Annotated in this window: 11 protein-coding genes; 5 read left to right on the top strand and 6 right to left on the bottom strand. The window is 62.2% G+C overall.

Translation table 11 applies throughout. The annotated features are described in order from the left end of the window. Positions 1 to 436 precede the first annotated feature (436 nt). The 4 genes from B5V02_RS02785 to B5V02_RS02770 all read left to right on the top strand — a co-directional run bounded on the left by B5V02_RS02785 (position 437) and on the right by B5V02_RS02770 (position 8566). Positions 437 to 895: a response regulator transcription factor gene (locus tag B5V02_RS02785; protein ID WP_245445638.1), complete on the top strand. Its 459-nt coding sequence runs from the start codon at positions 437 to 439 to the stop codon at positions 893 to 895. Between the two features lie 317 nt (positions 896 to 1212). Beyond that, the gene (locus B5V02_RS02780) at positions 1213 to 5334 is read left to right on the top strand and encodes a DUF5801 repeats-in-toxin domain-containing protein (RefSeq protein WP_111542730.1); all 4122 of its coding nucleotides are present in this window, start codon (positions 1213 to 1215) and stop codon (positions 5332 to 5334) included. A gap of 113 nt (positions 5335 to 5447) precedes the next feature. Continuing rightward, positions 5448 to 7220 carry a type I secretion system permease/ATPase gene (locus tag B5V02_RS02775; RefSeq protein ID WP_111542729.1) on the top strand — a complete coding sequence of 591 codons (1773 nt, stop codon included), beginning with the start codon at positions 5448 to 5450 and terminating at the stop codon, positions 7218 to 7220. Beyond that, a complete protein-coding gene (locus B5V02_RS02770; protein WP_111542728.1) occupies positions 7217 to 8566 on the top strand; it encodes an HlyD family type I secretion periplasmic adaptor subunit in 1350 nt (449 codons plus the stop codon). The genes B5V02_RS02775 and B5V02_RS02770 overlap by 4 nt, the downstream gene beginning before the upstream one ends. 21 nt (positions 8567 to 8587) lie before the next feature. On the opposite strand, the gene B5V02_RS02765 is transcribed toward B5V02_RS02770, so the two are convergent. The 6 genes from B5V02_RS02765 to B5V02_RS02740 all read right to left on the bottom strand — a co-directional run bounded on the left by B5V02_RS02765 (position 8588) and on the right by B5V02_RS02740 (position 18903). Beyond that, a complete protein-coding gene (locus tag B5V02_RS02765) occupies positions 8588 to 9340 on the bottom strand; it encodes a GGDEF domain-containing protein (RefSeq protein ID WP_111542727.1) in 753 nt (250 codons plus the stop codon). Between the two features lie 244 nt (positions 9341 to 9584). Further along, entirely contained in the window at positions 9585 to 10262 is a 678-nt protein-coding gene (locus tag B5V02_RS02760) for a thermonuclease family protein (RefSeq protein ID WP_245445636.1), read from the bottom strand. Positions 10263 to 10327: 65 nt separating this feature from the next. Further along, positions 10328 to 11527 (bottom strand): type 1 periplasmic-binding domain-containing protein, encoded by a 1200-nt coding sequence (locus B5V02_RS02755; RefSeq protein ID WP_111542725.1) that lies wholly within the window; start codon positions 11525 to 11527, stop codon positions 10328 to 10330. A gap of 89 nt (positions 11528 to 11616) precedes the next feature. Then, on the bottom strand, positions 11617 to 12375 hold the full coding sequence (locus tag B5V02_RS02750) for a lytic transglycosylase domain-containing protein (protein WP_111542724.1): 759 nt from the start codon (positions 12373 to 12375) through the stop codon (positions 11617 to 11619). A 32-nt stretch (positions 12376 to 12407) separates the two neighbouring features. Next, a complete protein-coding gene (locus tag B5V02_RS02745; protein ID WP_111542723.1) occupies positions 12408 to 12779 on the bottom strand; it encodes a hypothetical protein in 372 nt (123 codons plus the stop codon). Positions 12780 to 12897: 118 nt separating this feature from the next. Continuing rightward, complete coding sequence (locus B5V02_RS02740) at positions 12898 to 18903, bottom strand: DUF5801 repeats-in-toxin domain-containing protein (RefSeq protein ID WP_111542722.1); 6006 nt, start codon at positions 18901 to 18903, stop codon at positions 12898 to 12900. 324 nt (positions 18904 to 19227) lie between these two features. Between B5V02_RS02740 and B5V02_RS02735 the strand changes: the two genes are divergently transcribed. Beyond that, positions 19228 to 20172: a transglutaminase-like cysteine peptidase gene (locus tag B5V02_RS02735; RefSeq protein WP_111542721.1), complete on the top strand. Its 945-nt coding sequence runs from the start codon at positions 19228 to 19230 to the stop codon at positions 20170 to 20172. The last annotated feature ends 110 nt before the right edge of the window (positions 20173 to 20282 follow it).

Raw genomic sequence — 20282 nt, 5'->3', positions numbered from 1 at the left:
CATGTCGTGGTAGACACCATCGTCGTCGGAATGTCGAAAGGGATCGGAGCCTGGCGAATGGGCGCTGCCACGTAGCATCCGTCGGCGTCAGCCGAACCTGCTGACGTGCGGAGTGCCCGCGCCGGTCGCTTGAGCGCCTCGGGTTGCTATTATAGCCAAAGTTATATTAGTTATTACTTGACAACCTGCCTAAGCTCTGGTTTCCTGATTTGATGGGTATTTAGACAAGTTTGTTGCGTTTCCGGACGGTGTTCGCATGTCGACCTTGGTTGTCGCGGACCCGCGGGGGGTGTATCTCGCCGGTCTGGATTGGGTTCTGCGGAAGGCTGGACACGATGTTGTCGCCCAGTGCCGCCGCCCTGTCGACATTGTCCCTCATGTGGAGCGCCATCGGCCTGATATCGTCATCGTCGGCCTGGATATAGCGGACCCGCGGATGGCCGGTCTTTCCTCCCGGCTGAGGGCTTGCGACAGCGCTCTCGGCATCATCTTCATCGTGCAGCCAAACGGCAGGCTCGGCATCAAGGAAATACAGGCGCTCGACGGCGACGGCCTGCTTCTGGACGGCATCAGCCACCGCTATCTCATCGAATGCGTGAATGCGGTGGCGGCAGGCAAGAAGTGGATCGACCACAAGATCCTCCAGCATCTGCTGATGCCAGAAACGCAGCACCAGCCGATGTCCAGCCTGACCGGGCGGGAGACCGAGATCGCCGATCTCGTCTCGCGCGGGTTGCGCAACAAGACCATCGCGCAGCGGCTGCATGTATCCGAAGGCACGGTGAAGATGCACCTGCATCACGTCTACGAGAAGCTGCACCTCGGCAGCCGGGCGGAGTTGGCCTGGGTGGCGCATGGCAAAGGCGCCGAGCGTCCAGGAACCGGCCTGATCTGACCATCGCCTTCCATTAGCATCGATATCGTGCGGCAACAGAACGCAAAGCCGCCTGATGGCGTCGGCCTCGATGCCGGCGCGACCGCCCGCGACGCCCGCGCCGGGCCTGGTCTATCGAAGGATATATATCGTTCGATCAGGTGCGGACATTCACCACAACACTATCGAACCGGGAATGGACGCGTCCTCGGCGTCGGCGGCACAATGGAGGATTAAAGGCCGCAATTCAGCGCGACCGGATGCACTTGGGTAGGGGCATCCGGCATCACCGGATGTGCGGATCGTTAGAAACAACCTCACCGAAGGGGACAGCGATCATGGCTATCATCACCATCAACGGCACATTGATTTTGGATCAGAGCTCGGGGCTGACGGATAACGATACTGCGATCACCAACACTCTCAGCGGGCTTTCATCCGCTTTCCAGACTTTCCTGAACGGCCTGGCCGGCGACCTTGCATTGTCGGCCGCCCAGCTTGCCTATGCCGACGACGTCGAGGCTGCGAAAAGCGCCGCCAATCTTGTCACGGTCAATCCGGAGGGCGCGACGATCAGCAAGCTGTCCTTCTCCGATCCCAGCGGCGCGCCGCTTGACGGCGACCAGGTCATCTTCAATGGCAGCCCGCTGCAGACGGTCGATGGCGACGCCATCTATCTGCATTCCTATGCGAACGGCACGATCGTACTCGCCACGACCAGCGCCACCGAAGGCGTAGGCGATGTCGTCGCTGCTTTCTACCTGAACGCGGCCGGCGACAAGCTCAGCGCCAGCGTCGAGATGGTGACCTTCGAGGCCATTGCTCATCCCAATACCGCGAATCCTGATGACCAGATCGACTGGACCGACCTGCTCAATGTCTCTGCTTCGGGATCGACCTCATTCAATTTCGACAATCTCGACTCCGGCAACCATCTGTTCGTGGCGGTCGGCACATCGGGCGCAGGATTGGTGGTGAGCGGCATACATCCGGTCATCAAGGCAGACGGAACGCTCGACAATTCAGGCGACAACATCAAGACCAGCCAGGGCGGCATCGGCGCCACGATCGGCGTCAACAACCAGATGTTCGATCCGGGTGAGACGGCCGTGTTTAGCTTCGTCAAGGGCCAGGCACCGGGCACTTATGGCGACATCGACAACATGAGCTACACCGACTTCATCGATGTCACCGACGCCAAGCTCTTCATCTCCCAGACCGAGGGCAGTCCGGGCACCAACTTCACCGTGAAGATCGGCGCCTTCAGCGCCGGCGGCGCGACAACCTCTCCCGAGCAGGGCCGCAGCTACATCGACAACAATCTGGCCAGCGGCGCCAATCTTGGCAATGATGCCAACCAAAGCGCGCTTGCCGACGATGCGGCGGTGGCGATCGTTCGCGTCGTCATCAGGGATGGCAACGGCCAGCTAGTCACCGACACGACGTTGTCGAACAGCTTCGTCACCTTCAACGTGGACGGAACCATAACCGCCCAGCACCTCAACGATGCCTATACGGTGCAGTGGTTCACCGACAACAGCAGCACACAGGCAGTGGAAACCTTCAACCGCTTCCAGGCGACGGCGGTGGTCGGCAAATTCGACGTCGGCCGGGTCGACCTGTCGCAAGGCGTGACGGTGACCCAATCGGTCGGCGACAAGCTGTTCACCGACGACGACGGCCCGAGCATTTCGACGACCGGCACGGAGCCGACACTGACCGTCGACGAGACGGTTCTTGCGACCAACGCCACGGCGAGCTTTGTAGCCAACTTCAGCTCGGCCTACGGCACTGACGGGGCCGGCACGCTGACCTACGCGCTCGGCATAACGGCAGGCGTAACCGGCATCGTCGACACGGCGACCAATGAGGCGGTCGTCCTCTCGGTCAATGGCGCCGGCGTCGTCGAAGGCCGCACCGCCACCACCAACCTCCTCGTGTTCACGGTCTCCGTCAGCGCCACGGGCAGCGTCACCCTCGATCAGATCCGGGCAGTGGTGCATCCGAACGCAAACGACCCCGACGACAGCAAGACCCTGGCCGCGGACAACATGGTCAAGCTCACCGCGACCATCACCGACAAGGACGGTGACCACCTATCGGCCACCCTCAACATCGGCCAGAACCTCGTCTTCAAGGACGACGGACCGAGCATTTCGACGACCGGCGTGGAGCCGACATTGACCGTCGACGAGACGGTTCTTGCGACCAACGCCACGGCGAGCTTCGCGGCCAACTTCAGCTCGGCCTTCGGCGCCGACGGGGCCGGCACGCTGACCTATGCGCTGGGCATTACGGCGGGCTCAACCGGCATCGTCGACACGGCGACCGGTGAGGCGGTCGTCCTCTCGCTTAATGGCGGCGTCGTTGAAGGCCGCACCGCCACCACCAACGTCCTCGTGTTCACGGTCTCCGTCAGCGCCGCGGGCGCCGTCACGCTTGACCAGATCCGGGCGGTGGTGCATCCGAACGCCAACGACCCCGACGACAGCAAGAGCCTGTCCGCGGACAATCTGGTCCAGCTCACCGCGACCATCACCGACAAGGACGGTGACCACCAATCGGCCACTCTCAACATCGGTCAGAACCTTATCTTCAAGGACGACGGACCGACGATCTCCACCACCGGCGTGGAGCCGACGCTGACCGTCGACGAGACCGTGCTGGGGCCCGACGCCACGCAGAGTTTTACGACCAACTTCAGCTCGGCCTTCGGCGCCGACGGCGCCGGCACGATCACCTATGCGCTGGGCTTCAATGCCGGTGCAACCGGGCTGGTCGATACGCTAACCGGTGAGGCGGTCGTCCTCTCGCTCAATGGCTTCGTCCTTGAAGGCCGCACCGCCACCACCAACGTCCTCGTGTTCACGGTCTCCGTCAACGCCGCGGGCGCCGTCACCCTCGACCAGATCCGGGCGGTGGTGCATCCGGACGCCAACGACCCCGACGACAGCAAGACCCTGTCGGCGGACAATCTGGTCCAGCTCACCGCGACCATCACCGACAAGGACGGTGACCACCAATCGGCCACTCTCAACATCGGCACGAACCTCGTCTTCAAGGACGACGGGCCGACGATCACGAAGCAGTTCGACGGTGACCAGGACAACCTCTCCGGCATCCCGCCTATTGGGACCCACGAGAGTCTGACCAACGTCAACCCGTCATCGGCTACCGGCGACTTCGGTTACAATATCGGCAGCGACCAGTTCGCAGTCTACGACGCCACGCACTCGGACTTTGTCGATCAGACCGGCTTGGCCGGCATCCAGCTCAGCCTTGGTGGTAACCTCACCGGTCTTGTGCCGGCACCAGGCACGACCGCGTTCATTAGCTCGTTCGCGACGCTCCAGACGGAAAGCGCCACCTCGGCGTCGTTCAACTGGCAAATCTCGTACGACAGCGACCCGAACACGGCCGGCGACCAGACGGCCACGGCGGGTGGTACCCTTGTCTTCAACAAGGTTGCCGACACCTACACCATCACCTTGAACGACGCGGCGGAGGGCTTCACCAAAGACATCCTGCACACCAGTGAGCTTATATCCAAGGAGCCCACGAGCAACACCGGCCACCCGAACATCGTGGTGGAGAAGCTCTTCGACGCGAGTACCACGCCGGAAACGACCGACCGGGACTTCTTCGTGCAGTTCACGGCGAACTCGACCACCAACACCATCAAGTTCGGTCTTAATACGACCGGCGACAGCGACGGCGGAACACCCGCTGACACCGCGTGGAACCCCGGCGATCTGGTCACCAACAACCACGAGGATTGGGTGTCTGCCACCAAGAGCACGAACGGGGTCGCCGGTGACACCATCCAGAAAGGCGAGTTGCTGACGCTACGGTTTTTCGACCACAGCCCCACTATCCTTAACGAGGACATCACCCCGAACCAGACGGCCAACGACATGGCCATCAAGTTCGACGGTATCGGCAACAGCGAGGACCTGATGGTCATCCTCGACCTCGTCAGCGCCGACGGTACGCAGCACACCTCGAAGGCGGTCTACATCTCGAACGCCGACATCTTCAAGACGGGCCAGGTGCCTACCGCCTACGCCGCTGACTTCCCACTCGATAACAACGACGGCCTCGTTATCATCGAGAGGAACGACTACAACGGTGCCGGCGAGAACTGGGTGATCGAGGGTGCCCAGATCATGCAGTCCGGCAACGGGATCACCGGTCCCGATAGTGACCCTATCCTAGCCGGCCTTCAGGAGACGCCGACGGCGATCGACCTGAACCGGACGACCGGCTCGGGCGGTAGTAGTTCTCAAACCACACTGGTGAACTGGGACCCGACCGACAACGACGTGTTGAAGATCGTGGACATCGGCTTCACCTCGACGCAGACCACGACACCGGACGCGCACCTCGACTTCGGCGTCCAGTTGCACGACGCGGACGGCGACACGACCACCCTCCAGCACATTCTGGTGGACGTCGTCTGACCAACGCAGTTGGGGGGCAGTTAACGCTGCCCCTCAACTGACAGACCGGCCCCAACCTGCTGTGGGCCGGTCTTTGTAGCTGACCCGCACACGGTCCAGAGACAACAAAAACGATGAAAACGGCAAATCCACAGCCCTCTGCACTGCAAGTGGCGATTAAGGAAGCCAAGCGTGCTGTCCGACCGCTTATCTGGTTCAGCGGCGGCATCAACGTGCTGATGCTGACGGGGGCGCTTTACATGCTCCAAGTCTACCACCGCGTACTCGGCAGCCATAGCCTGGAGACGCTGGTGATGCTGTCGCTGATGGCGGCGGGGGCACTCGCGACAATGGCGGGGTTGGAAGTGGTACGCGGGCGTCTGTTGGCCAAGGTCGGGTCATGGATGAACGCGCGGTTGGCCCCGGTCCTGCTGACCGCATCGGTGGAATACGCCGCTTCTGCCCCCGGTCAGGTCAACGCGCGACCACTGCGCGACCTCGACCAAGTACGAAATTTCTTCACCAGCCCGAGCATCTTCCCGATCCTCGACGCGCCTTGGGCACCGATCTTCTTCGCCGCTATCTTCCTCATGCACCCTTGGCTGGGCTGGCTGGCATTGTGCGGTGGGATTGTATTGTTCGCACTGGCGTTGCTGAACGAGTACATCACACGCAAGCCGCTGACAGAGGCCACAAGCGCACAGTCGCGGGCCTACACGCAGGCAGAGGCAGCGATCCGCAACGCCGAGGTTGTGCAGGCGATGGGCATGTTGAAGCCCCTGCTGGAGGGCTGGAAGGCCCACCAGGACGAGGCAAACAAAGGACAGGTACTTGCCGCCAACCGGGGCGGCGTCATCGCGGCCATCGCACGTTGCCACCGCCTGGCCCTGCAGATGGCCATCCTCGGCCTCGGCGCTTATCTGGTATTGCAGAACGAGGCCTCACCCGGCATCATGATCGCCGCCTCGATCCTGATGGGCCGCGCATTGGCCCCAGTCGAGCAAGCGATCGCCACGTGGAAGGCGACGGTCGGGGCACGCGCCGCTTACAAGCGTCTTACCGCGGTCGCCGGTCAATACCCAGAAGTCAAGCCGGTGCTGCCGTTGCCTCGCCCGAAGGGTAAGTTCGAGGCCGAGAACATCACGCTCGGCCGACAGGGCGGTGAGCCGATCTTGAAGGGGATCAGTTTCCAACTCAGCCCCGGCGAAACGATGGCACTGATCGGCCCGAGCGGGGCCGGCAAGACGAGCCTGGCGCGAGTACTGGCCGGCGCCTGGCGTCCATCTGGTGGTCGCGCGCTGCTCGACGGCATGAGTGTCGCCGAATGGGCGGCGGAGGACCGGGGCCGGTACGTCGGCTATCTGCCGCAGGACATCGAGCTCTTCGCCGGTACAGTCTCAGATAACATCGCCCGCTTTGCGACGCTCAACCCAACGGTCTTCAAGCACGTGGTCAGGGCCGCGCAGTTGGCGGGCGTCCACGAACTGATCAAGGGACTGCCGAAAGCCTACGCCACCGAGATCGGCGAAGCGGGCGCAATACTGTCAGGCGGGCAGCGCCAACGCATCGGGTTGGCGCGGGCACTCTACGGCGACCCGGCGCTCCTTATCCTCGACGAACCCAACTCCAACCTCGACAAAGAGGGCGAAGACGCACTGGTCGCCGCCATCGGTATCGCCAAGGCGACGAAAACGACCATCATCTTGATCGCGCACCGCCCGAACATCATGGCGAAGGTTGACAAGATATTGGTCCTCAACCGGGGCCAGCAAGTCCTCTTCGGCCCGCGCGACTATGTCTTCAACGAACTCGCCAACCGCGCCCGCAAGGTGACCCAGATGCCAATGGCAGCCCAACCGCCAACCCTCGAAGTGGTCAAGGAAGTCAAAGAGGTCAAAGAAGCATGAGCGGTTCCCCAGAATTGAACGTCGTGCCGTTTCCCGTGCCGCAACCCTCCCTGCTGGAACCGGCACCCCTGCGTCTCACCGGCCTGACGTGCACCGGGTTCGCGATCATGTTCCTGTTCTTCGGCGTGGCCGGGGGTTGGGCGGCGCTGGCGCCGTTGGACAGCGCCGCAGTGGCACCGGGCGTTATCAAGGTCGCCGGCGACCGCAAGCTCATCCAGCACCTCGAGGGCGGCATCATCGCGGAGTTGAACGCCGCCAACGGTGATATCGTCAAGGCGGGCAAGGTCCTCGTCCGACTCGACAACACACAGGCGAAGGCGCACCTCGACCTTATCCAGAACCGGATTGCAACGCGTGATGCGCTGGCCGCTCGTCTCAGGGCTGAGCGTGACGACAAGGCCGAGATCGAGTTTGATCCGGCGTTGCTCGCAAACTCGGCCACCGCCGCAAAGGACGCGGTGGCCGCGCAGCGTGACGTGTTCGCGGCGAAGCACCACAATTTGAAGGACGAGCGGGAAATTCTCAGCCAGCGCCTTCACCAGACCGAGGAAGAGATAACGGGACTGGAAGGGCTTATCGTCACCGAGGACAAGCAGATCGAAGCGATCGAGGGTGAAAGCAAAGACCTTGAGGGTCTGCTCAAGAAGGGGCTGACCACCCGCGAGCGGAACCTGTTGCTCAGACGACAACAGCGGGAGCTCGAAGGGGAGCGCGCTACCAACGTCGCGGCAATCGCTCGTGCCAGAAGCGCCATGGCCGAGATTGACATGCAAATCCTGAACCTCAGCACAGTGCGGCTGAACGAGGCCGTCGAGGAGTTGAGCAAGGTAGAGGCGGAGTTGTTTGACCTCAGGCAGGAGGAGCGTTCCGCCAAGGACGTGCTTACCCGTACCAATGTCGTCGCACCGGTTGACGGCATCGTCATGGACCTGAAGGTCCACACGGCGGGCGGCGTCGTGAAACCCGGTGAGACATTGATGACAGTCGTGCCGCTCGGACAACAACTCGTGGTCGAGGCAATGGTCAAACCAGAGGATGTCGAGACGATCGCCCCCGGACAGCCCGCGCGCGTCAGCTTCCCGGCCTTCGCCCGCTACAACCTGCCACCACTCGACGGCGTCGTGGAGATCGTATCGGCTGACCGAATGGTGGAGGAGCGCAGCGGGGCACCGTATTTCGCCGCGACCGTGTTGATCGACAAGAGCGAACTTGCCAAGCTGGAGGGCCGTAAGCTGCTGCCCGGCATGTCGAGCGAGGCGATGATCCGGACGGGTGCTCGCACCGTGCTTTCTTACCTCGCCGAGCCGATCACGCAGAACTTCCGCCGAGCGATGCGGGAAAAATAGCCGCAGGCTGCCCGAAGCGTGTCAGCTGTGGAGATGCTTCAATTCAAACCCGGCGTCATCCTGTGCGTCGGATATGCGCTGTTCGGCGGACTGGAACATATCCGCGAAATCCACCTCTTTTTCAAACACCACGCCGCCGACTTTGATGGTCAAGGCATCCTCGGTTCCTCTTGGTGCGAAATAGACTTGCGCGACACGCGCGCGGATACGCTCGCCAATTTCCTTGGCTTCTGCTTCGGTCGCGCCTGAGAGGAAAACCCCGAACATCGAAGTCCCTATGCGTCCAATCAGGTCCTCCGCGCGCACCGATGATTGTATGGTTGTGGCTATGAGCCGCAAGGCCTCGTCGCCCCATTCAAGACCAAAGCGCAGGTTGATGGACCGTATATGTTCCGAATGAATGACCAGGAAGGCGCCCGAGCGTGGCCCCGGCGCCGATGGCCTTATTGTTCTTCTTTCGACCATCGACGTGAAGACCGGCCCATTCAGGCAGCCTGTTAACCTGTCATAAGTTCCAGACCTGTTGAGTTCCTGCCGGTAGCCGCGGATTTGAAGCTGCTGCCAGCCGATCAGCGCGAAAAGCGGCAGACCAATGATCACGGGCACCAGCACAGCGGTCATCATGCTGCGCCCGAACGGCGTGAGCGCGTCGCTGAACAGAAGCAGGTAGTTGAGGCCCAGGGAAAGACCAAGGCTCACGGCCGTCCCCAGAAAGGTCAGCCATGCGACGCCTCTCCATGCCCGCGCAGAGGCGGTCGCTTCGGTTTGTGCCATTGGCTAATCTCCTGTCAGATCAGCCAGCATAGAGCCGGCGTACAGCATTTTCGGTTTCCGCAAACCATACAATTTGATCAATGGGACCCAATGACTGTTCGCGCAACCGGCTTGCCCAGGAAATCTGCGCCGTAAAGGTTAATCAATGGAATGCCAGCGGCCGCTGAACGGTCGCTTACGGACTTATCCATCATTCCAGCACGGCTTCGGCAACCGGACTGTTCCGGTTCTTGAGCCTCGCAGCCTATCGCGGCGGACCGAAAATGCCCATCTCCGCGCCCTGGGCAGTCACTTGCGCCTTGCCATAGATGCTACTCGGCAGCGCGGTGGCCCAGCCGTTGGAGACAAGCCAGGCGCCGACATCCTGCCTGCCCAGCCTGCATGGCGCGGCGATGGCAAAACGCTCGACGTCCGGCGGCACCAAACAGCTCAGCGCGCGTCCCCTTAACCAGGAATTGAAGGCGGCACGTGCGTGCTGCCCGCAAGGCCAGGTGACGTGGTGAAACGAACAGGTTCTGTCGAGGTCGATGCCTTGCACCCCGCTGATGATCACTGTCCGGCCCGTGGATTCGAAGATCGCGGACGATGCGGCAACCGGGCGGAAGAGCAGGATCTCCCGCCAATCTTCCGGCATCGGTGCCTTCGGGGGTACGGCCAGACCAAGATCGGTGAGCGGCGGGCGGGGCTCCACCCGTTCGAGCTCCATAGGATCAAGCTGTGGCGGAGCGATGAGGTTCTGAGCAATCTTGCGTGCGGGTTCTCGTCGGTGTGCTTCGACGATGGGCATAGCCAGTCGGGTTGGCTGCGTGCCGCTATTTCGCGAAGGGGCAAGGACCGGCTGGTCGACCGAAAGCAAAACCCCGGCCTGAATGATCAGCAGAACCCCGGCCAGAAGCAGGAGGCTTCCGAGCGCGATGGCCAAGCGGCTGCGGCCCAGCCTACCCATCAGCCAGTCTACCCATCAGATTGACCGGTTCCCAAAGCCGATCAGAAACCCGACGTCGATTTCGCAACCTGTTTGAGAGCACCCTTTTGAATCTGGTAAAACGGCATCGATCGTTCACTGGATCCGTCAGCCCGAAACCGAAACAGGCCCGTCGATCCACGAAACCCGCTTGGATTTTCGAGAACCTTTTTGCTGAAGCCATCGGGCCCGACCGCACTAGCAATCCCTGCTGTCAGGGCAACCATATCATAAGCATAGGCCACATTGACGTCGGCCGGATAATTGTATGTCGTCCTGAAGCGGTCTGCGATCGGTCCGGTCTCGCGCGAATCGAGCGTGGCGATATATGCCCCCTCAAACAGCGGATCCATGGGGTGCTCCAGCCAACGGTTGGTTCCGACGACGGAAATTGCCTTTCCCGGAATGCCCTTTGATTTGAGGGCGGCAAGGATAGGCGATGGGCTGCCATCGCCATTGGCGACGATCACGGCGTCGGGAGCGTCCACGAGCGAGCCCATTTCGTCGACTGCCTTCGCGCCACCGTCGCTGGCCGAATACGGAACGGTGACCGCGAGCGTCGCACCATAGATGCTGAGGCTGTTCGCGACCCGCTTCTCCACGGCGCTGGCGTTTGAGCCTTCCGCGACAAGCAACACGAACTTCTTGCTACCTTTGGCAGCGAGTCCCGCGGCGCCTGCCGCGGCACTGTCGGCTTCACTGAGGAGCACGGCATAAACCCCGGCGCCGCCGGCGAAATTGTCGGCAAGCGCCAGAACCGGTGGACGCTTCGATCCCGACAGCGTGGCAATATGCTGGGCTGCCGACAATTCGGTTGGGCCGATGACCACTTTCGACCCCGTCGTTATCGCACTTACCGCCAATTTGCTGGCCTGTGCGCTGTCGCCTTTCGTGTCCTCTATCGTCAGCGAAAGCAATCCATTGCCAATGTCTGTCATCGCCAGCTTGGCGGCATCGAGCATCTTCCTGCCGTTTTCGCCCGCCGTTCCGGGAGCGGACAATGGTAGCAACATCGTGATTTTTGTCGAACCGGTGCCCAGCGACTGGGTCGCCTGGGCCGGACCGGCACCAGCGGCGCCTTTCTGCCCGGCAGGCGCGGTAATCGCCGCCGGATCGAGCACTTCTGAAACGCCGCCTTTCGACTGGCAGCCTGACAATGTCATGGCGAGCGCAAACGCGATTGCCCATGTCCGCGGACCGCGGCCCTGTCGGCCAGCTTCCATGATTGCTCCACCCTCTCTGCCGCCGAGTATTCTTCCCGGTCTGGTCTCAACTCATGTTACGGCGGAGTTGCTGTGCCGTCTGTAGTGTTTTAGCCGTCGAAAAGCCTGGCTCTGAGCGCCTTGATCTGTCTCGCTTGCCCGGCAGTCCGATAGTCGGCGCATTTCATGTATCGTGGCCCGGGCACGAACACACGGCGCACGCAAACGCCTTTTCCCTGGGCCGGAGCCCCATCCTCTCCCCCCGACGAAAATGCGGCAAAGCCGAATGTCGCCACCGGCAATGGCCCGGTCACTTCAATCCCCTCCTTGGCCAGGATCGCCCGCGCCCGCTGGCAGTAGCGGACCGAAAGTTCCGAGAACCGGCTTTCATTGTGCCCGGCGCGATATTTCATCACGGTGGTACACAGATCGCCCGCGGCCAGCTTGTTGGCCTGGGCCAGATATTTGACCCCAAGCGCGATGTTGGTCGCCGGCGCGCCCAGATCGTCGAGGGAGCCTCGAAAGCCAAGCATTCGCGCCGTCGCCGGCATCACCTGCATCAGGCCGACTTCGCCGTCGGCGCCCTGCACGTCAGGATCGAAGCCGCTTTCGATCTCCATGACGGCATGCGCCAGCACCGGCTCCAGGCCATAGATCGATGCCTGACAGCTCGCAAACGCCTTGAATGTCTGCCGGGTCCACTCCGTGGCCGCGTCACAGTGCGTCGGCCGCGTCAAATCGGACGACTGCCGTTCTTCCACGGAAGGTCGTTCCAGCCAGTTGGCGCGGGCCGGCGTGACAGTTTGGCCAAAACCGGCCAATGCGATCGCTGCGGCGATCGCCCTCAAAAATGATCCGTCGGCTATCATGATGGCCAACAGGCGTCGGTTCGCTTATCCGGTCAGTGCATGTACTCGACCATGCGATCGTGAAAACACTCGCATTTGTTGAGGGTATCTTCGTCGCGATAGTTCGTTTTCAGGTAGCCGTAAGCCATGCCGCAAGCGACCTTGGCTTCCGATGCCCAGACGAAAACCGGCCGGGAAGAGTTGATCCACTCCGAGCTGTTGGCGGCGGCAACCGATTCGTCCATCAGCTTCACCACCTGCTCCTTGAGGTCGACGATGTTGTCGGTCAGCACCAGGTTGGACGTCCCCACGACGCGACAATAGTCGGCCGAAGGACCTTCGATGATGTCGGCGGCGTAGCCCGTCGACCCGACTGCCAGCAACAGCGTCGCAGCGGAAACCAGCAGTCTTGCAGAACGTTTCATAGTGAGCTCCCCTCGATATCCCTAATTCATGGTTCACTGATACATAGCATGGTTGTGCAACTGCGCACTATGTTGTTGGGCTACCAGTTTGTGGCCCTCGGTGCGTAGATCAACATCGTCAAGCGACGGTTTCGGTATGAGTCGGCAGGTTGTGATCATAAAGTATGGTAATCGCAGAACCGCTAGCAACTCCCGTCAGCGATGCCACTTCGACCATGGTGCCGCCGGCAGCAGTGCCATTGTTGTCAACTATTACGTGAGCGGCGCCGCTTGAGACGGTAACGTCGATCGAAGCACCTGCCTGGGCATCCGTAGTCGGCGCGTTGCCTCCGAGGGAGCGGAGCAGATCTGACAGGTCGATAACGTCGTGGCCCGGAGTATAATCCGCGATGACATCGACCATGGCGACCGCTGCAAGTTTGGACGGGTCGATGACAAAGGTATCGTTGCCGCCGCCGCCGGTCATGGCGTTTAGTCCCGAGCCGCCATAGAGCGTGTCATTGCCTGCTCCGCCAATGAGGGTGTCATTGCCGGCGCCACCCCACAGTGCACTCCCGGTGTTGTTGGCGGTCAATGTATCTGCGAAATTCGAGCCGATGGCGTTTTCGAAGTTACTGATGTGGTCGCCCGCTGCCCCCGCTCCGCCCACGAGCTGAGTTAGCAGGTTAATCGTGACCGAGTCCAACGCGTTGCTGTAGTCGACTGTATCGCCTGGGCCGGTACCACCGTTGAGCGTGTCGGCTACGGAACTCGCGGCGATGACTTCTGCGGTCGTGTCGGTGCCTGTCTCGGAGCCGATGTGTGATCCGACCAGAGAAACAGACAGATTGTCGGAACTGGTGACGGTGTCGCCATCATGATCGGTGATGCCGAGCGCGAAGTTTAGCGTGGTGTCACTGACGACTACCTGGGAGTTGTAGGTAAGCGACAGCAGGACGACTTTGGTATCGTCGCCGGCGGCGCTCGCAACGTTCGTTACGTCCACCTCGCCGAAATTGAAGAAGGCGCCGGTCGTTGTTCCGCCGGTACCCCAGTGGGCTGCGTCAACAACCAATGGCGTGCCGTCAGCCTGCGTTACGTTCCAGCTTGCTGACGTGGTATGCGCGGCATTCCAGATGGTCACCTGGAAATGTTCGGTCGTGTCGTTCCCGCCCTTTCCGATGCCGATGGTGACCTGGCTCTGGTCGAGAGCAAACTTGAAGGTCAGGGTTTCGTTCGTATCCAGGTTGCCGTTGCCGATACCCATGCCGTTGGCGTTCTTGAACACGTTGTTATGCGTCGGATCGGTGTCTGACGACTTGAAGCCGTCGATAAGAACATCATAGCCGGTGGCTGGAGCCGGATCGTTGGTGAAGCTGGCGGTGCCGCCGGTGATTTTGACGAAGTTACCGTTACCGTTGGGAATTCCCGATACCACATCGAACGTGCTGCTCGACTGCAGGCTGTTCGTCACGAGGTGGAAATCGTAAGTGCCTGCCGCCGAAGCAGTCAGCGTGAAGTACTCGTTGGCACCTGACGCGGCCAACGCGCTGCCGAGCGTCGTGTATGCGAACATCTCGGACGAATGCGTGGCGGTGTCATAGTGGGTGTATTCGTAGAACGTGTAGAGTGTCGTTGTTCCGCTCTTCACATCGACCTGGGTCACCGCATCGCCATTGGCATTGTTCCCCTGGCCGGTAAACGCATAGGTCAGCCCGCTCGGTGCGGCTCCCATCGCGATGCCGATTGCCGAAGTGAGGCTTGGCCCATCCGCTCCGAAAGACGGCTGCCAAGTGCCATGAACGTCGGTATTGTTGACGTTCGGCATGATCGCGTCCTGAATGCCGGTGATCGTCGGGGTGTCGTCGTCGACGTCGATCGACAGCGAGCCGGTCGCCGTGTCGCCGTCATGGTCGGTGGCCACATAGTTGACGGTGAACTGCAGGTTGTTCTCGTCCTGCCCGGCGGGGTGGTCGATGGCATGCAGCTGGGTCACCGTGTAGGCGCCAGAGCTGGTGTCGGTGAGCTGGATCTGCAGCACCGCCGTGGCGCCCTGGCTGATGATCAGCGTCTGGCCGCCATTGCTGGCCAAGGCCGTGAAGCCGGACGGCAGGACAATGCCCGCCGCCGTCAGCAGCGTCGTGCCGGCGCCGTCGGCGCCATAGCTGTGCGCCAGAACCCCGGTCGTGTTGGCCGAGTTCGCATCGTCGCCGATGCCGCCTGGATTGCCGCCAGCCAGCGCGTCGTCGTCAAGCTGCACCAGAGTGTTGGCCGACACCGTCGGGGTGTCGTCGTCGACGTCGATCGACAGCGTGCCGGTCGCCGTGTCGCCGTCATGATCGGTGGCCACATAGTTGACGGTGAACTGCAGGTTGTTCTCGTCCTGCCCGGCGGGGTGGTCGATGGCATGCAGCTGGGTCACCGTGTAGGCGCCCGAGCTGGTGTCGGTGAGCTGGATCTGCAGCACCGCCGTGGCGCCCTGGCTGATGATCAGCGTCTGGCCGCCATTGCTGGCCAATGCCGTGAAGCCGGACGGCAGGACAATGCCCGCCGCCGTCAGCAGCGTCGTGCCGGCGCCGTCGGCGCCATAGCTGTGTGCCAGAACCCCGGTCGTGTTGGCCGAGTTCGCATCGTCGCCGATGCCGCCTGGATTGCCGCCAGCCAGCGCGTCGTCGTCAAGCTGGACGGCGGCGTTGGCACTCGCCGTCGGAGCATCATCATTGAAGGTGATGGTCAGCGTGCCCGCTGCTGTCGAGCCATCGGCATCGGTGATCACATAGCCGAGACCGACCGTCGCATTGTTCTCATTGTTCGGGCCCTGGGCCTGAAGCACGTTGTCGAGCAGCGTCACCGTGTAGGCGCCGGTGGCCGGATCGGTCACATGCACCGTGAACAGATCGCCACGTGGACCCGTCGCCGTCAGCGTGTCGGTGCCGGCGTTCCAGCTGTAGGTGACGTTCTCCTGGCCGACCGTCCCGTTGGTGCCGTTCAGCGTCGCAAACGAGAAGCCGTTGGAACCGGCGCCATCGCCGCCGACGCTGCCGCCAAGCGTGCCGTTGTAGATCGCCTCGCTGGCGCTGAGCGGAACCTCGCCCGCATTGGCGTTGATATCGCCTGTCGTGCTCGCCGCATTGCCGCCAGCAAGGCCGTCGTCGTCAACCGCGGCCGCAGCCGTGCCGGTCGTCGGAACGTTGGCGTCCGTCACCGCAAAGCTGATGCCGGCCGTCGCCGTGTCGCCGTCGCCGTCCGTCACCGTGTAGGTCGCCGAAGCCGCACCCGCCCCGATGACCGGATTGTCGGCGGTGAACGAGTAGTGGCCGTCAGCCATGACCTTGATCGAGCCGTCGCCGATGTCGATCGCCTGCGAGTAGCCGTCGTTGCCGAACACCAGCGCCGTGGCGCCGATATGCGTCACCGTGGCGCCGTCGGCGCCGGCGACGAAGTCCAGCGTGCCGGTCACCGTCGTGCCTTCGGCGACATTCTGCGAGGCCTCGGTCGTAGCCGTCGGTGCATCATCGTTGAAGGTGATGGTCAGCGTGCCCGCTGCTGTCGAGCCATCGGCATCGGTGATCACATAGCCGAGACCGACCGTCGCATTGTTCTCATTGTTCGGGCCCTGGGCCTGAAGCACGTTGTCGAGCAGCGTCACCGTGTAGGCGCCGGTGGCCGGATCGGTCACATGCACCGTGAACAGATCGCCACGTGGACCCGTCGCCGTCAGCGTGTCGGTGCCGGCGTTCCAGCTGTAGGTGACGTTCTCCTGGCCGACCGTCCCGTTGGTGCCGTTCAGCGTCGCAAACGAGAAGCCGTTGGAACCGGCGCCATCGCCGCCGACGCTGCCGCCAAGCGTGCCGTTGTAGATCGCCTCGCTGGCGCTGAGCGGAACCTCGCCCGCATTGGCGTTGATATCGCCTGTCGTGCTCGCCGCATTGCCGCCAGCAAGGCCGTCGTCGTCAACCGCGGCCGCAGCCGTGCCGGTCGTCGGAACGTTGGCGTCCGTCACCGCAAAGCTGATGCCGGCCGTCGCCGTGTCGCCGTCGCCGTCCGTCACCGTGTAGGTCGCCGAAGCCGCACCCGCCCCGATGACCGGATTGTCGGCGGTGAACGAGTAGTGGCCGTCAGCCATGACCTTGATCGAGCCGTCGCCGATGTCGATCGCCTGCGAGTAGCCGTCGTTGCCGAACACCAGCGCCGTGGCGCCGATATGCGTCACCGTGGCGCCGTCGGCGCCGGCGACGAAGTCCAGCGTGCCGGTCACCGTCGTGCCTTCGGCGACATTCTGCGAGGCCTCGGTCGTAGCCGTCGGCACGTCGTCAACGATGTTGACAGACAGCGTGCCGTTGACGCTCTGCGCGTCCTGGTCGGTGAGCGTGACGGTGAAGTTCTCGAACAGGCTGTTGGTGCCCTGGACGGCCGCATGCGCCTCGTTGTCGAGGAGCGTATAGGTGTAGCTCACCTGACCGGTTGCGGCATCATAGGCCGTCACGTTCAGCGTATTGCCCAGCGCCGTCGTGAACGAGCCGGCGGTGAACACCCCGTTGGTGATGAAGGTGTGGCCGTCGATCGCCAGCGAGGCGATGCCGTCTGGCGACGAGATGGCGAAGGTACCTCCCTGCGTCGTGCTTTCCTTCGAGCTGTCGGAGCCGGCCGATTCACCAGCCCCGCGGCTGGCCAGCAGATCGTCCTCGTTGACCGTCACGTCGCCGCCGCCGGCTGCCGGCGTCAGGTCGCCGATCGTCGGTGTCGAATTGCCGATCGAGATCGTCAATGTCGTGTGCGACAGATCTCCGTCGCCGTCCTTGATCGTGTAGGTGAACACGTCGTGGACGCCGCCGGCCGTGCCGGCATCGCGCACATAGCTGTAGGAGCCGTCGGCCTGCAGTGTCAGCGTGCCATAGGTGCCGTGGATCGGCGTATTCAGCGTGGCGCCGCTGTCCAGATCGGCATTCGTCGCGCCGGCGGCAACGCCCGCAACCGTCGCGTCATCGGCGCCCCTGGTGTCGGCGCCCGCCGCATTGCCGTCGCTGCCGGCGCCGCTGATCACGTTGCCGCCGACCGGCGCGTGCGAACCCGCCGCCACCGCATCGGTGTCGGCAATTGCCGTCGGCGCGTCGTCGATGATGTTGATGACCAGATTGCCGGCCGGTGCCGGATCGCCATTTGCGTCCGTTACCGCAACCGGGAAGCTCACATTGGTGGCGTTGCCAGCGGTGTTGTCGAGAAGCGTGTAGGTGTAGTGGATGGTGCCGATGCCGGTCGCCGCATCGAACACATAGCTCGCCGTCAGCGAGCCGGTCCCATCGGTGAAGGTTTGATCCACCGCACTCAGCGCATGGCCGCCGAGCGAGACCACCGACACGCCGTCCGGCGAGGTGAAGCCGATGTTGCCCGAGGTCGTCTCCGAGGCCGCAGCCTCGTTCGAGCCGGCAGGCTCGCCGCCGCGCGCCGGCAAGCCGGCCTCGTTGACTGTTGCCGAGCCTATGAGGTCGATCGAGGGGGTGGAGTCCTCTTCCCTGAGCCCGATCGTCAGCTCACGCCGGTCCAGCAACCCAAACTGCAAGTCTGTCGGGGGCAACAAATCCGAAAGGCCAAACCCGTCGCCGATACCGCCTGCGGGAATTTCGAAATTCCCGCCTGCACTCGAGGGCGAACCGCCAGGACCGGCCGATATGGAGCCGTCGGCACCAAAGGCAACGTCGACATGACTTGCCTCGAGCGCTGCCAGCAAGGCCACGCGCGGCACCTCGACGTCGCCGATGACGAAGGTCGGCACGTTCAAGGCGCCATCCTTGATCACGATCACCGAGCCGTCGGCCTGTTCGAGCACAAGGTTATGGCCGTCGACCTTGATGTTGTCGATGGAAACGCTGGACGGAAGTTTTACGATGTTGCTGGCGTCAGCCACATATTCATGAGGTGCCGTCGCCGCGGGTGCGTTTGCTGTCGCCGGCGCTTCCGGCTTGACGGGCGCTCCGCCGCCAACATCGACCGGCACCGGCTCGGCCGCTGCCGGCGCGGGCTGCTGCGCCGAAGTTGCTTGTGCGACCCGGATCTCCGCCGGCGATGCCTGGCCGTTGTGTTCATTGGACGCGGAATGCTCGTCCAAGGAACCCGAGAAACTGTCCAACTCGTTATTGGTCGTCATGGCTGAAACCCCTCCGATATTTCCCGGATAGAGACAGCGGCCACTTCTGCTTTGCAACAGTCCCGTAATCTATTTCATATATTCCGATATGCTTGCCTCAGCATTTTTTACACGTGGTAAACCACGAACATATACCCCGGTATATGTTTGCTTCCGTACGGCTTGCTTGGCGGAGGGTTGAGCGAGCCTTCTTGGTAAATAGAAATATAAAATTAAATAAAATTTTAGAGAAAATAGACAAAGCCATTTCTCAGAAAGTTATCCACCTTCCTTTCCAATAATTTGAGACAAGATTGGTAGCGTCCACAGTCAAAGGTGGGCGTTATGAAAAAAGAAAAATCAGTCCTGGGAAAAACCAGGCTCAAGGTGCTCCTGCTGGCAATCGGCCTTGTCGGCCTGGCAGGACCATCATTCGCGAATGCCGTTTCCAGGGAGGTTGCCGCTACCGGCACGCCTCTGGAAAAGGTTCTGACGCCGCCCTCTCTCGGCGGTGTTTCGCTGGCGAGGCTTCAGCCCTGGCAGCCTGCGGCCCCTTACCGGATCAGCATGGTTTTCGGCAGCTATGGCCCGGCCGTTGCTGATCGCGGGGATGGCTCGTCAACGGCGCGAGCTGATGCCGGGATAGATCCGGTGCAGACGGCGTCGATTATTCCCGGCGTATTCGGATCGGTCGCCTTGTCGATGCGCAATTTTCCCGTCTCGGCTCGTTGGGCACCCGTCTACCGGGCAATCACTAGCTGCTCGGCAGGCAGTGCCTGCGAGCGCAAGAGTGCGGCTTTTGCCAACATGGTCTCCGCCGCTCAGGGCAAGGGTTTCAGCGAGAAACTATCCTTCGTCAACAGCAGCGTAAATCGCCTGATCGCCTACAGGAAAGACAGCGTTGTCTACGGCAAACTCGACTATTGGGCAAAGCCGTCGGAAATTCTCGAACGGCGGGCCGGCGACTGCGAGGATTTTGCCATCCTCAAGATGACGGCTCTGCTGAGGGCCGGCATTCCGACGCAAAGCATGGCGCTCGTTGTTCTCCAGGACCGCAAGAGAGGCTTCTTTCACGCGGTGCTGTCGGTGAGCACAGGCAGCGGCACCTTCATTCTCGACAGCCTCAGCAACACCGTTGTGCGCGATAGCGATCTTCCGGACTACGTTCCGCTCTATTCGTTCAGCACGGACCGGGCCTGGATCCACGGCTCAAAACCGGGCGCAGCCCAGATGGCTGACATCAAAGGCGGCTTCGCGACCGTCGCGCCGGGCGAAGGTTTTCAGCCATAGGGTTCCGGCAAGATCGTGCGGCGTCAAAAGTGCGCAGCGATTTTGGGACAACGGCATGCGTGAAACACAGGCGTGAGCGCATCGGGTGAATCCGGTTCAATGCGACACGC

The sequence above is a fragment of the Mesorhizobium kowhaii genome, from assembly GCF_003253745.1.
Lineage (GTDB): Bacteria > Pseudomonadota > Alphaproteobacteria > Rhizobiales > Rhizobiaceae > Mesorhizobium > Mesorhizobium kowhaii.
This window is presented reverse-complemented; position numbering and strand designations above follow the sequence as displayed.

Excerpts from the sequence above, each read along its gene's own strand:
- B5V02_RS02785 (WP_245445638.1), top strand. The coding sequence starts at position 437 with ATGGCCGGTCTTTCCTCCCGGCTGAGGGCTTGCGACAGCGCTCTCGGC.
- B5V02_RS02780 (WP_111542730.1), top strand. The coding sequence starts at position 1,213 with ATGGCTATCATCACCATCAACGGCACATTGATTTTGGATCAGAGCTCG.
- B5V02_RS02775 (WP_111542729.1), top strand. The coding sequence starts at position 5,448 with ATGAAAACGGCAAATCCACAGCCCTCTGCACTGCAAGTGGCGATTAAG.
- B5V02_RS02770 (WP_111542728.1), top strand. The coding sequence starts at position 7,217 with ATGAGCGGTTCCCCAGAATTGAACGTCGTGCCGTTTCCCGTGCCGCAA.
- B5V02_RS02765 (WP_111542727.1), bottom strand. The coding sequence starts at position 9,340 with ATGGCACAAACCGAAGCGACCGCCTCTGCGCGGGCATGGAGAGGCGTC.
- B5V02_RS02755 (WP_111542725.1), bottom strand. The coding sequence starts at position 11,527 with ATGGAAGCTGGCCGACAGGGCCGCGGTCCGCGGACATGGGCAATCGCG.
- B5V02_RS02750 (WP_111542724.1), bottom strand. The coding sequence starts at position 12,375 with ATGATAGCCGACGGATCATTTTTGAGGGCGATCGCCGCAGCGATCGCA.
- B5V02_RS02745 (WP_111542723.1), bottom strand. The coding sequence starts at position 12,779 with ATGAAACGTTCTGCAAGACTGCTGGTTTCCGCTGCGACGCTGTTGCTG.
- B5V02_RS02740 (WP_111542722.1), bottom strand. The coding sequence starts at position 18,903 with ATGACGACCAATAACGAGTTGGACAGTTTCTCGGGTTCCTTGGACGAG.
- B5V02_RS02735 (WP_111542721.1), top strand. The coding sequence starts at position 19,228 with ATGAAAAAAGAAAAATCAGTCCTGGGAAAAACCAGGCTCAAGGTGCTC.